Here is a 13,044-nt window from a genome sequence, read left to right as displayed (position 1 = left end):
ACGTGGAGCTGGCCTGTCTTGATCTTGAAGGGGTTCTGGTCCCTGAAATCTGGATTGCGTTTGCCGAGAAAACCGGTATTCCGGAACTCAAGGCAACAACCCGGGATGTTCCTGATTACGATGAGCTGATGCAGCAACGCCTGGCTCTGTTGGACCGCTACGGCTACGGCTTGCCCGAGATCCGGGAAGTGGTCAGTGAGCTGGCGCCTCTTGAGGGCGGACGGGATTTTCTGGATTGGCTGCGTCGCCACTTCCAGGTGGTGATCCTGTCAGATACCTTCTATGAATTCGCCATGCCGCTGATGGAAAAGCTCGGCTACCCGACGCTGCTGTGCCACCGCCTGAGTGTGGGGGAGGATGGCACCATCAAGGATTATCATCTGCGTCAGCCGGATCCCAAACGCCAGGCGGTGCGAGCCTTCCAGCTTCTGAACATGCGCTGCATTGCCACCGGTGACTCCTATAACGACACCAACATGCTGGCCCAGGCCGATGCCGGCATCCTGTTCCATGCGCCGGATAACGTGATCAGCGAATTCCCGCAATTCCCGGCCGTTCATGACTATGACAGCCTGAAACAGGCGTTTCTGAACGCCAGCACGGCTGGCCACCGCTGAATCCTGCCAATCAGGAGGCTGGCGCCGCTTTGGGGCGGACGCCTGCCCCTGTCGCTATAACCCCTCCAATACCTCCATCAGAAGCTTAACCTTGGTTACCGATTCCTGGTATTCCGCCTCGGGTTCCGAATCCGACACGATGCCGCCGCCACCAAAGCAGGTGATCTGGCCGTCATGGCATTCCAGGGTCCGGATCGCAATGGTGCTGTCGAAGCCATTACAGGGCGTCCAGTGGAAGAAGCTGCCGCAATAGACACCCCGGGGCGTCTCTTCCAGTTCGCGAATGATCTCCATGGCCCGGCGCTTGGGGGCACCGGTAATGGAGCCACCAGGGAAGGCGCTCAGCAACAGCTCCAGTGGTGATAGCCCGGGGTCCAGTTCGCCGGTCACGCAGGAAACCAGGTGATGCACATTGGCAAAAGTTTCCAGGGCAAAGAGGGGATCGGCGTTCACCGATCCGGTGCGGCAGCATTTGCCCAGGTCATTGCGCAGCAGGTCCACGATCATGAGGTTTTCGGCTCGGTCCTTGGGGCTGTCCAGCAGCTCCCGCGCCAATTGTTGATCCTCTTCCGGCGTGGTGCCGCGTCGCCGGGTGCCCTTGATGGGCCGGGTTTCGACCTGGTGTTTGTGGACCTTCAGAAAACGTTCCGGGGAAAGGCTGAGAATGCGGTTCGCGCCGGTGTCAAAGTAAGCGGAGCAGGGCGCGGGGTTGGCCCGGTGGAGCGCCTGGAAGGCGTGGATGGGGTGGCCCTCGTAGCGTGCCTTGAAGGGTTGGGCGTAATTGACCTGGTAGACGTCACCGGCGTGGATGTAGTCCTGGATTCGCCGGACTTGCTCCAGATAGGTTGCGCGCTCCTGGCAGGGCTGAAACCGGTCCATGAGCCGAAAGGGCACCGGGGCAGCGCTGTCATCCGGGCGGGCAAGGCGGCGCAGGCGTGCATGGATGTAACGCTGACGCTCTGGCGGGCAGTCCGGATGGATGTGCAGCTCAATTGTCCCGCCTTCAGGGTGATACAGGATCACCCAGTCGTATTCGTTGACCTGGATCAGTGGGGTAGGCGAGGGACCGCGCCCCGGCAGCTCCATCTCGCCATCGCCATAGCTCACGAACCCGAGCTTGAGCGGCAGCCAGCCATCTCCGTTCGTGGGGGCCTGCCTTGCCCGCCGGCTGAGGCCGGCGGTGTGGTCGGCGCACTGGTAACAGGTTTCCTTGAAGCGTGGCAGGGCCGTCATGGCGCGCATCGGCGCAGGCTCGTGCGTGGCGCCTGGCACATCAAACAGACAGAACCCGGGCTCATCTGCAAGGGCCAGCGCCAGATCCGACCAGCTCAGTTGGGGCAGTGTTTGCGTCAATTCCATGGCGATTCCGGTGAAAAGCGTCACAGTTTAACCTTTCAGTGGTCCGGATGTGACCCGGTGAACGACGCTGCAAAAGTGCTGTGATGCATAATTGGACCGCAAAGTATGGCGTATCCTTGGAGGTAATACGATGTTCCGCAAACTGGTTCTGACTGCCCTGATCCTGATGATGCTGGTGCCGGCCACGGGCGTTGCCCAGGAGGGGGCTGATGGCCTCGAGCAGCAGAGCACCAAGCAGATGGCTTTCGGGAAGCTGTCCGAAAAGCAGCAGAAACTGGTAGTGGCGATGCTCAAAAAGCTCTTCAAGGAAGGCAAGGTGAAGGCGGAGGAAAGCATTCGCAACAACGGCAGCTTTGTGCCCTACGCCTACGTTTCCAACCATAAAGGGGAGGGGCAGTTCCTGCACATTGATCCGGAACAGCAAATGCGGGCAGAAGTGGCCGCGCATGCGGTTCAGAAAACCATTGTGACCAATGCGCTCCGGGGCAACCTGGCGGCAAGTGGCCTGTTCATGACCTCGAAGATGCCGCAGGGGGTTAAGGAAAAGGCCAAGCAGGAGCTGGCGGATTCCATCAAGGGGGACAGGAGCATCGAGGATGTGCGCTTCCTGATGGTGGAGCTGCAGCACCTGGGTGGGCTCGGGCTCCTGATGTCCGTTCCGTACTGGCAAAACGACGACGGCAAGTGGGTATTCGGGAGTCCCATCTCCCAGCAGATCAATCCCGAGCTGCAGGCAACGGTGCAGCGGATCATGCGCAAGGCCGCCAAGCAGCAGAAGAGTAACGGGTAATCACCCAACCCGCCCTCCGCGGCGCTGGCATTACGGACTCGGCCACCCCATGGTGGCCGTTTTTGTCAAAAAATGGCCGTCTGTTAATAGAATCACAGTTCACCCCCTCCCCGCCTTCGGCCTCGTCACCTGTGAACCCGTTCACTCAATGATCCGATTGTCTTACCTAGAATGACAATCACCGGTCGGAGCCGGCCGGGAACAAAAATAAAGTACGCAAACAAAGCATCTCGAAGGAGAACAATTATGAAAGGCCTGAATAAAGTTGCACTGGCAACCGCCGTTGCCGCAGCACCGTTCGCCGCACAGGCGGAACTCACAGCAATGTCCGACCAGGCCATGGGTAATACCACTGGCCAGGCTGGTGTCACCATTGAGTTGGATACCCAGGTGAGCATGGACCAGATCCAGTACGATCAGGGCGCTGATACAGGCTCTGTTCTGATGAACAATCTGGACATTGCTGGTGTTGGCGGTCCGGGTTTTGGTGATGGCCTCGACGTAACCGTGGACGTTGATCTGGCGAAAGACGGTGAAAGCCTGAGTGACTACAACCAAAAAATTGCTGCGCCTGGTGTCGGCACTGGCAATGATCTGGACCTGAACGATGGCGATGCCCTCATCTCCGTGGGCAACCTCAAGGGTGATGGCGCCGTCGACATGAACGTCAATCTCGGCAGTGGCGATGCGACCGGTGAACTGGGCGACGCGTCCAATGACGGCAATGCTATGCAGCTGGCCGATTCGGACGGCGATGCCCAGGCAACGCTGATCTCCGACATCAACATGGACGTGTTCATGTCCCAGCTCGACATTGTTGCCCGTACTGACAACAAGGTCGGCGGTGACGCGGACTCCGGCTCTCTCGAGATTGAGACAGCCTTCGCCATTGACAATCTGGATGCGCAGTTCGACGTAGCGTCCGTGAATATCCAGGGCATGCGCATGGCAGGCGCTGACTCGCTGGGTGCGCTCAAGTCCACAGGTCCCGGCTCCACTGCTGATCCCACAGCAATCAACCACGCGGTCGTGAGCATGGATATTGGCCAGGGTGGCGCGGTTGCCTCTGATGTGGATCAGGCGCTGAACATCAACCTGGATAACTTCACGGCTGACATCTGGATGCCGGAGGTTAACGTTGGTACTGGCGACGGTAACAACGTTGCGAGCATTGGCCGGGTTGGTATCGACAACCTGAACATCTCTGAGACAGAGATTGCCGTCTACGGCCGCGAATAACGCACCGGCCTAGTCGCGGAAAGCCACCCTTCGGGGTGGCTTTTTTTATGTCTGGATGTCCGTTTTGGGAAACCTTCCGCATCAGTAGGGGCGGTCGGGACGTTATGGTAAGGGTTGAAGCCGGGACTGCGACCGGAACAGCTCCCTGTTGTTGATCTGCTGATAAGGCTGTAGTGGGGGAACCAATGGCAGGCAAGAAAAAGCAAACAAAACGTATCAGAAAGCGGGGATCCGGGGGGACCAGAGGGATGCCCGGCCATCGGGTTCCCGAGAACGAGGTTCCGCAGCTGGAACAGGCGAAGGCGAACCTGAAAGCAGCTGAAGGAGCAGAGGCCATTGCGACCGCGGCCCAACAGCTGCTGCGTATTGATCCGGCGGCCCCGGAAGGCTGGCATTCATTGGCCCAGGTGCAGTCAAGCAGCAACAAAAGCGAAGACGCGCTGCTCAGTTACTCAAGGGCGCTGCGGATTGACCCGGACAACGAGACCCTGTTGGGGCGTTACATTGACCAGGCGCTGAAGGCGGAAGCCCATCTTGATGCCCTGAGCGCGGCGCGCCACTGGGCGAGCCTTGACAAGGCGCGTTCTGTGACCGCCATGAGGCTTCTGTCAGGCCTCTACGGCATTCTGGGTAAAGAGGCTCTGAGCTGCCACTGGGCCCTGAACGCGGCGTATCAGGAGCCTACGGACAGCACCGAAGCCACCGATGAACAACAGCTCCGGATACTGGTTCTGGGAACACTGAACAATGTGCCCTACCAATACGATCCCTCATCCCGTCAGCTCAGCGTCAGCGAGGGGCACAATAACCTCATGCACATGACGGACCGGGGCGCGATTGCGCTCTATTCGTTGACCGTTGATGTGATTGACGACCAGCCAGAGGTTCTTGCCCAAATTCCGCGCGTTGACGTCATCTACAACAGCATTACGGATGTGGGGCGGTGCCACGAAGGCCTCAGGAAGGCGGAGCAAGTGTGCGCTGAGTTCAATGCGCCCGTTATCAATGCGCCCTCCGAGGTGTTGCGCACCACGCGCGCGGAAAACGCGGAACGTCTCGGGCAGAATGACTGTCTGCTGATGCCGCGCAGCATCTCCCTGGGCCGTGTCAAGGGCGACATCAGCGGCGAGGTCCAGCAAGCCGTTCGGGATAACGGCCTGAGGGCGCCCATCATCGTTCGGCCCTCCGGTTTCCAGAATGGCAAGCACATGTACCGGATTGATGATCCCGAATCCACCCCGGTACGGATCACCAGTGAAGCGGAGGTCTATGTCCTCCAGTACCACGATGTCACCTTCACCGATTCACGCGCCGAGGGCCACCGTTTCCATCCCAAGTACCGGGCCTTCATGGTTGATGGCAAACTCTATCCCGCCCACCTGCGGGTGGGCCATGATGGCGATTGGAACGTGCACTGGGAGGAAACCCGGAAAGCCTTCCGCAAATTCCCCTGGCTCTATGACATGGAGCAGGATTACATCGAGGATCCAGCGTCCCATTTTGAGGCTGGCATCTGGGAAGACCTTGAAGCAGCGCTACAGACGCTGAATGTGGATTATTTCGGGGTCGATTTCGCCGTCTGCACGGAAGCTGAGAATCACGGCAGGATCGTGGTTTTCGAAGCCAATGCCAGCATGCGCAGTTTCCTGCGCCAGACTTACCAGAACACGCCTGAGAACGAGGCGGCTCGCGAGATTATCCTCGCGGCGCACCGGATGTTCTGTGCCCGGGCCGGTGTGCCGGAGTGGGATTTCAACCCACCGAAAGGCCTGGAGGGGCCGGCCCAGAAGCACGGTTTTGAGGCCGATCCGGCAGCGCCCGTTGCCCGGCATGTGCTTTTCAGTGGCGATCTTCAGGGGCATGGCTTCCGCGAGTGGCTCCGGCATGAACTGCACACGCATAACCTGAAGGGATGGCTGCGGAACCTGTCCGACGGCCGGGTAGAAGCGGTCCTGGCTGGCAGTGACAAGGCGTTGGCGCATTTTCTGTCCGATCCCAAGGGGCCGGAAGAAGCCTCCATCGACCAGGTGGCGGTCGCGGACTGGACCGGAACAATGCCGCGACGAATCCGGGTCCTGGAAGCCGCCGGTGAACCGGCCGGAACAACCGCCGTGATGGCGGAAGCCTGAGCAAGCGCTGGTGCGGGGCCGTCATGGCGAATCTTGATCCGGACGATTTCGGAGCTCTGGCACGCTTTTTCCACGAGGCGCTGGAGGCGGGGCTGGACCATTACAAGGGGCTTGAGCAGGCGCCGGTCTGGCAACCCGCTCCGGAAACGGCGTGGCGTGCGTTTGCTGGTCCCGCGCCCCGTGGTGGGCAGCCCGTTGATCAACTTCTGGACCATTTCAGGGATTACCTGGTTCCGTATACCAACGGCAACCTCCACCCGGGCTTTTTTGGCTGGGTCCACGGTGGCGGTAATCTCTATGGCGCGCTGGGTGAACTCTGCGCGGCGCTTCTGAACAACAACCTGGGTGGCAGGAACCACATTGCACATGCGGTGGAAGGGCAGGTGGTGCAGTGGAGTCGTGACCTTTTTGATTTTCCTTCCGGGAGCTCCGGCCTGCTGGTCAGTGGTACCTCCATGGCCTCGGTTATTGCCCTGGCCGTTGCCCGGCAATGGGCGCTGGGCGAGGATGTGAAGCGCCAGGGCGTTCAGGGGAAAGGGCCGGTCCTGGTTGGTTACTGTTCAACCCAGACGCATGGCGCCCTGGTCAAGGCGTTTCAGCTCCTGGGCCTGGGCAGTGATGCCTTACGGCGCATCCCGGTCCGTGCTGACCACTCGCTGGACACCGAAGCCCTTCAGGCGTGCATCGAGCAGGATCGTCGGGCTGGCCTGAAACCCTTCGCCGTTGTGGGGACGGTCTGTACCGTGAATACGGGCGCCATCGACGACCTGTGGGCGATCGCTGACCTCTGCGAGCGGGAACAGCTCTGGTTCCATGTGGACGCCGCGTTTGGGGCCGCCCTGGCGTTGCTGGAGGAATATGCGGGGGAGCTGGCGGGGGCCAGTCGCGCGGACTCAGTGGGTTTTGATTTCCACAAGTGGTTTCAGGTCCCCTACGCCGTTGGCGGGGTGCTGGTGCGTGATGCGGAGACGCACCGGCGAACCTTTTCCGAACCGGTCGAGTACCTTGAAACCCAGCCATTGGGTCTCGAAGCCGGGGCCCCCTGGCCCTGCGACCTGGGCCCGGAACTGTCACGCGGGTTCCTGGCGCTGAAGGTCTGGTTCACGTTCCAGGGGGCCGGACTGGACACCATAGCGGCCAGCGTCAGGAAGCATTGCCATTTGGCGCGCCAGCTGGCGGCCGCTGTCCAGGCCGCGGCGGATATGGAGTGCCTGGCGCCGGTCGGCAGCAATATTGTCTGCCTGCGTTACCGGCCGGTGCGCAGCGGCAACCGCGCCGAGGATTCGGAGCACTACCTGAATGCCCTGAACAGGGCCGTGGTGACGCAACTCCAGCTCCAGGGGGTATCCGCACCCTCCACAACCACGCTGGAGGGCACTCTGGCCATACGCGTGGCCATTGTGAACCACCGGACCGAGTGGGAGCACCTTGAGCAACTGCTCCATCATACCCGCCGTATTGGCGAATGCCTGGATACGCATTACCCGTCGCTGCTGAACCCGACGCACTGGCATTTCATGCAGGGGGGCGACGGACGGCTCGTTGTTGATCCCGTCACTGGGCTCAATCGCTACGGCTGTTCGCCCGCACCCCGCGAGCACGCCTTCACGTTTGCCTCCTCGACGGCTTCTTCCGTTTCGCCCCAGGCCTATGAAGCGGCGGACCATTACCGCCAGCAGTTGTTGCATGATCTGGTGGCGGGCGAGGCAGGCGGTGTAGTCCCGGATTATTTCCGCAGTCTTGAACAGGATCTGGTCCGGATCCTGGGTCTGGCCGATCTTGATCCAGGGGTTGTTCTCCTGCCCTCCGGGACCGATGCCCAGCTGCTGTCGGTGGGGGTAACGGCTACTGAATCGGTCGGCTCCTGGGTGAGCGTTGTCTGCGGCGCCGATGAAACGGGGTCCGGAACGCCGGAGTCGGTGACCGGGCGGCATTTTGACGACACCACCTGCCTCGGGGTGCGTGTGAGCCGTGGTGAGCGACTGGCGGGCATGCCCCCCATCGGTTACAGAGCGGTGGAGGTCCATGATGACAGCGGTCGCCCGCGTTCGCCTGCTGAGATGGATGCAGCAACCGAGGCGTGTGTCGAGGCGCTGGTGAGTGAGGGCCACTCTGTCATTCTGCATGCCATGGAGCAGTCCAAGCTGGGCAGGTGGTGTCCGTCACGGGAAGTGATGGAGCGCCTCCGGCAGAGCTGTGGTGATCGGCTTCAGATTGTGATTGATGCCTGCCAGCTGCGGACGGATCGGGACGATCTGCGGCGTCACCTCGAAAAAGGGGATAGTCTGCTGTTGACCGGCTCCAAGTTCTTTACCGGGCCGCCATTCAGCGGTGCCGTGGTTTTCCCCGCCCAGCTCTGTGCCCGGCTGCCACGGGCGCCCCGCTTGCCCGAGGGATTTGCCGACTATCTGCCCTCGGATGCGCTTGGCAGCTGGCAGAGCCTGGTTCCCGGTGCCAAGCCGGTTGTGCAGACGGGCGTTCTGCTGCGGTGGCGCGCGGCGCTGGCGGAGATGGAACGCTACTACGCGGTTCCGGAATCGCTCCGGATCGACGGGCTCAACCGGTTCAGCAACCAGGTTGTGAGGCTCCTGCGTGACCATCCGTTGGTGGAGCCGCTCTTCGAGCCGGACAGCCCTTGGTGGGCCCGCAGCGACTTCAATGGGGAAGAGCTCTCCAACCGGCGTACCATCTTTCCCTTCCTGGTTCGGGGCTCAGCCGACGGTGACTGGCTTGACCCGGGGCAGGCCCGCAAACTGTATGAGCTGCTGAATCAGGAGCTGGATACGGATACGCTGGAACCGCTGAGCCGGGAGAGGCAGCAGGTTGCCGGCCAATGCTGCCACATTGGGCAACCAGTCCCCCTTAAAGGCTCGGAAACGGCGGCTCTGCGAATCAGTATTGGGGCACGGGTCCTGTCCGCTGGGTATCACTCGGGCCAGGGGCTGGCAGCCCATCTGGAGGAGGAGCTGGAACAGGTGGACATCATCCTGCGTAAGATCCGCCTCTGCATTGAGCACTGTTTAACCTGAGAACGCGCTGGCGTGAACAGTGGTCAACCACCCCCTTAGTCAAGCCTCTGTGAGTCAGTCCTCATTTCTGAAACACAATGACAGCGGGTTAATGTTGCGGGGTTTTTATAAAAGCTTGAATATCAATTACCTAGGTATGATTTTGACGTAAATGGCCATTGTTCCCGTCAGGGGAGCCATTCGTTCATTTTGCTAAACAGTCCATTTTTTAACCTCACGTGGTCAGTATCATGATGACCATGGTGCCAGCCACAACAAGAACAATTGGTGCCTGATCCGAGCGCAGCTCTGTACTGCCCAATAACAAAGAAATATGAGGAGCAACCTTATGAAAGGCCTGAATAAAATCACACTCGCTGCGGCCATTGCCGCTGCCCCCTTCGCCTCCCAGGCGATGGAGCCCATGTCCGATAAGGCCATGGGCAACACCACCGGCCAGGCGGGCGTCACCATGGAACTGGAGACCAAGATTGGTATTGACCAGGTCGCCTATAGCCAGGGTGAGAACACCGGTTCGGTGCTGGTCAATGATATCAATATTGGTGGTGGTGCCTTCGGGGATTCGCTGGATATCGCGATCAACGTGGATCTGGTCAAGGATGGTCAAACACCGGATGATGTGAAATCCGGTGTTAGCCCTCGCGCCATTCAGCGTGGTCCACTTAATGACGGCGATGCCCTGATTTCTCTGAAAAACATTGAGAATGATGGCTCCGTACCGGTTGATGCGGGCATCACCATCGGGTCCATGGGACTGCAGAGTTCGGACGGTTCCGATTCGGCAACGCTGGTTTCTGACCTGAACGCATCGCTGTTCCTTTCCCAGCTGGACATCATCGCCAGGACTCAGGATCTCGATGGCAATACCGGAACCACTGGCTCGCTGGGCGTGGATGTGGCGTTCGGTATCGATAACCTGGATGTCAAGTTTGATGTCGCGGCTGTCAGCCTGCGGGGTATGCGCATGGCAGGTGAAGGGTCTCTTGGTGACCTCAAGAAGGACGGCAACAGGGGCACTGGCTCCATTGCTGCCAATCCGGCGCTTGTGAGCATGAATATTGGGCCAGGCGGCGCCGTCAATTCTGAGGTGGACGAAGCGCTGCGGGTCGAACTGGACACCTTCCAGGCCGATATCTGGATGCCTGAAATCGGCATCGGCAATGCGGACAGCAATGGTGACTTTGCCAGCATCGGTTCGGTCGGTATCCGTAATCTCAAGGTGACGGATACGACCATGGCAATCTACGGGCGCGAATAACGCCAACAGGCGTCCTGGAAGTCGCAGCAAGGCCGCCCGAGGGCGGCCTTGCTGTTTCAGGATAAACCGGGTTGTAAACCCTGTTTCGCCGCAATCAGGAGTGAGTGATGAAGATGCGTCGAATCTCGATACTGTCGATTCTGGCCGCTGCCCTGCTGGTGAGCGTCAGTGCCCATGGTTCGGATGTTACCGCAGACACCAAGGTGGCTTTTGATCCCAGGAATCAGGTGATTCCGTTCCCCTATGACATTCTGTTTGAGGCAGGCGTGGAGTCTGCCGACGATCTGGATGGCACCCTTAATGTGCCGGTGGCGGACCCTGACAGCAGCAGTGCCAGCGTACCCCTGGCGCTGAACCAGCTGGATGGCTTCTCGACTGTGGCCTCCTGGCGGGTGGGTTTTGATGGCGACATCAAGCCCGAAACCCTGGTTGGGGGGTGAGACCGTCCGCGTATTTGAAATGGCCGGCGGGGGTGAGGGATACCCGGAGCGTGCCCGACCCACCGATGTGGAAAGAGAGCTGGTTGAGGGCGAGGATTACACCCTTCACTACGATGACCAGCAGAATGCCCTCCAGATCCGGCCGGTGAAGCCGCTTGACTACAATACCACCTATACGGTGGCCCTGATGGCGGGCATCGAGGATACGGATGGTGAAAAAGTGGGCTACCCCGTGTCATGGTTGGGTGCGTTGAACACGGACCGGCTGGATCAGTTTGACGAGCCGGTCAAGGAAGGCCAGACCCTTCTGCAGTGTGTGACCAATCGCGCTATAGCGCCAATCGAGGACGATCCGGATTATCAGGTCAGCCGCTTTGACATGCTGCTGGCTTGGGGCGTCACCACGCAGCGTGTGGATGCCACCTTCGCGTCCGCGGCAACGTTCATCGAAAACGACGGCCTCAAAACCCTTTTCAATGAAACCGAAGCTGAGTGCACCTCGGTGATCTGCCTGGTGAATCTTGACGAGGCAACAGGCGAAGAAGCGCCGTCCACACCAGGCGGAAAAGCACACATCCTGCCTGGCAGCATCCGGCTTCCCTACGGCATTGGTGAGGCGTCCGACCTCTCGCCCGGTTCGCCAGCCAATGATTTCGAACCGTCGCCTGCCGAGGATGATGCGGCGCTCAGCGAGAGCTGGGAATGCGGGGACGGACCCTGTAATGCCGATGCGGTCCGCGGTAGCGCCTCAGGTGAGTCGATTATCCGTACGGTCCAGACCGCTCCATTGGTGATGGCCGTTCCGGATCCCAGTGCCGGTGGCGTCCCGGAGCCTTCAGGGGACGGTTATCCGGTCGTGATTTTCCAGCACGCAATCCAGCAGAATCGCTCCAATGCACTGGCCGTTGCGGATCGTCTGGCCCAGGAAGGGTTTGCTGTGGTCGGCATTGATATGCCCCTGCATGGCCTTGTTGAGCGCAATATTGATAATCCCGACCTGACAGACCTTTACGCGCCCAACTTCAACGCCCGCCTGTACAATTCCGCAGTTACAAGCGCCTGCTGGATTTTTTGCGACGGCGAGATCGAGTGGGCCCAGGGGATGCGGGGCGCGTTGCCCGTGGTTTATGAGCGGACCCAGTATCTGGATCTCGTGGGCAATGGCAGCGACCAGAGCGATGGTGCGATCGACGGTTCCGGGTCGCATTTCCTGAACCCGTCCCAGCCGCTGACTCAAAGGGATAACCTGCGCCAGGGCGCTCTGGATCTGGTGGCACTGGCCCATCATCTGCGCAACGCGGATATGTCGGAATGTGGTACCAAGCTGTTCAGTGATGGCTTCGCCGGTCCGGATTGTGACAAGAACGCAGCGTTGGCGAAGATCAACACCAATGAGCTGCACTTTGTCGGGCATTCGGTGGGCAATGTTGTGGCCGCGCCCTTCCTTTCCTGGAATGCGGGTATCGAATCGGTATCCATGCTGACCCCTGTTGGTGGGCTGATGCGGGCCCTTGAGGGCAGTGCCACCATAGGCCCCAAGCTTCGAGCTGGCCTCGCCGACAGTGGTGTTGAACCGGGCACGGAGGATTACTATCGGTTCTTTGCATCCGTTCAGGCCGTGATCGACAGCGCCGAGCCATTGAACCATGCGGCAGCCATCGGTAAGGGCGTTGACGGCGGGATGCGCCCGGTTTACCTGTCCCAGATTCTGGGTAACGATGGGTCAACCGGTGCTGGCGAAACGCCGTCAGACCTGGTGCTCCCGCCGTCCGTTGAAGGGCGTCCACTGGCTGGTAGCACGCCGCTGCTGGAGGCGGTTGGCCTGAACAAGGCGCCCACCGTGGCTGATGACCCTGGTTCCGGCTCGCTGACGCTGGCTGGTGACTACCATAATGGTGGTGTTCTCCAGGCGGCGCTTGGCTTCCGTTTCGGGACGCACGCATCGCCGCTGAAGCCGGTGACCGAGGACAGCGACCCGCGCAAGGGAGACGGGGCAACATTCCCGGTTTACCGTGGCGAAGCCGTGCATAACGAAATGCAGAACCAGCTCGCTGAATTTCTGGGCCGTGACGGACAGAACGTTACTATCGGGGATGTCACCCTGGTGGAGGCGCGTGACTGACGCTGACTGCCTATTCAGCCGGCAGTCATGCAACAAAAAGGGGGCCACAATCGTGGCCCCC

General features: G+C 60.2%; 9 protein-coding genes. 8 read left to right on the top strand and 1 reads right to left on the bottom strand.

Features of this window, described 5'->3' with window-relative positions; genetic code table 11:
• Positions 1-2 precede the first annotated feature (2 nt).
• Positions 3-617: a bifunctional phosphoserine phosphatase/homoserine phosphotransferase ThrH gene (gene thrH, locus AC1RQI_RS05560; protein WP_416634618.1), complete on the top strand. Its 615-nt coding sequence runs from the start codon at positions 3-5 to the stop codon at positions 615-617.
• A 54-nt stretch (positions 618-671) separates the two neighbouring features.
• Here the strand turns inward: thrH and pabB are convergent, their stop codons facing one another.
• A complete protein-coding gene (gene pabB, locus AC1RQI_RS05555) occupies positions 672-1,976 on the bottom strand; it encodes an aminodeoxychorismate synthase component I (RefSeq protein ID WP_481903991.1) in 1,305 nt (434 codons plus the stop codon).
• 130 nt (positions 1,977-2,106) lie between these two features.
• On the opposite strand from pabB, the gene AC1RQI_RS05550 reads away from it, so the two are divergent.
• From AC1RQI_RS05550 to AC1RQI_RS05520, 7 genes are all read left to right on the top strand, one after another.
• Positions 2,107-2,766 (top strand): hypothetical protein, encoded by a 660-nt coding sequence (locus AC1RQI_RS05550; RefSeq protein ID WP_416634616.1) that lies wholly within the window; start codon positions 2,107-2,109, stop codon positions 2,764-2,766.
• A 246-nt stretch (positions 2,767-3,012) separates the two neighbouring features.
• Positions 3,013-4,005, top strand: a complete 993-nt coding sequence (locus AC1RQI_RS05545; RefSeq protein WP_481903990.1) for a DUF6160 family protein — start codon at positions 3,013-3,015, stop codon at positions 4,003-4,005.
• 248 nt (positions 4,006-4,253) lie between these two features.
• Positions 4,254-6,134 carry an acylphosphatase gene (locus AC1RQI_RS05540; RefSeq protein WP_481903989.1) on the top strand — a complete coding sequence of 627 codons (1,881 nt, stop codon included), beginning with the start codon at positions 4,254-4,256 and terminating at the stop codon, positions 6,132-6,134.
• Positions 6,135-6,157: 23 nt separating this feature from the next.
• The gene (locus tag AC1RQI_RS05535) at positions 6,158-9,163 is read left to right on the top strand and encodes a pyridoxal phosphate-dependent decarboxylase family protein (RefSeq protein ID WP_481903988.1); all 3,006 of its coding nucleotides are present in this window, start codon (positions 6,158-6,160) and stop codon (positions 9,161-9,163) included.
• A 328-nt stretch (positions 9,164-9,491) separates the two neighbouring features.
• On the top strand, positions 9,492-10,421 hold the full coding sequence (locus AC1RQI_RS05530; protein WP_481903987.1) for a DUF6160 family protein: 930 nt from the start codon (positions 9,492-9,494) through the stop codon (positions 10,419-10,421).
• 107 nt (positions 10,422-10,528) lie between these two features.
• Positions 10,529-10,861, top strand: coding sequence for a hypothetical protein (locus AC1RQI_RS05525; RefSeq protein WP_481903986.1), 333 nt, complete (start codon positions 10,529-10,531; stop codon positions 10,859-10,861).
• Positions 10,824-12,983 (top strand): Ig-like domain-containing protein, encoded by a 2,160-nt coding sequence (locus AC1RQI_RS05520; RefSeq protein ID WP_481903985.1) that lies wholly within the window; start codon positions 10,824-10,826, stop codon positions 12,981-12,983. The genes AC1RQI_RS05525 and AC1RQI_RS05520 overlap by 38 nt, the downstream gene beginning before the upstream one ends.
• Positions 12,984-13,044 lie beyond the last annotated feature (61 nt).

Source organism: Salicola sp. AFF1, from assembly GCF_056783195.1.
The sequence above is the reverse complement of the archived record's forward strand: the minus strand, read 5'-3'. Positions and strand labels throughout refer to the sequence as shown.

What these genes read in the sequence shown, in the direction of transcription:
- pabB (WP_481903991.1), bottom strand. Translation starts at nt 1,976, where the DNA reads ATGGAATTGACGCAAACACTGCCCCAACTGAGCTGGTCGGATCTGGCG.
- AC1RQI_RS05550 (WP_416634616.1), top strand. Translation starts at nt 2,107, where the DNA reads ATGTTCCGCAAACTGGTTCTGACTGCCCTGATCCTGATGATGCTGGTG.
- AC1RQI_RS05545 (WP_481903990.1), top strand. Translation starts at nt 3,013, where the DNA reads ATGAAAGGCCTGAATAAAGTTGCACTGGCAACCGCCGTTGCCGCAGCA.
- AC1RQI_RS05540 (WP_481903989.1), top strand. Translation starts at nt 4,254, where the DNA reads ATGCCCGGCCATCGGGTTCCCGAGAACGAGGTTCCGCAGCTGGAACAG.
- AC1RQI_RS05535 (WP_481903988.1), top strand. Translation starts at nt 6,158, where the DNA reads ATGGCGAATCTTGATCCGGACGATTTCGGAGCTCTGGCACGCTTTTTC.
- AC1RQI_RS05530 (WP_481903987.1), top strand. Translation starts at nt 9,492, where the DNA reads ATGAAAGGCCTGAATAAAATCACACTCGCTGCGGCCATTGCCGCTGCC.
- AC1RQI_RS05525 (WP_481903986.1), top strand. Translation starts at nt 10,529, where the DNA reads ATGAAGATGCGTCGAATCTCGATACTGTCGATTCTGGCCGCTGCCCTG.
- AC1RQI_RS05520 (WP_481903985.1), top strand. Translation starts at nt 10,824, where the DNA reads ATGGCGACATCAAGCCCGAAACCCTGGTTGGGGGGTGAGACCGTCCGC.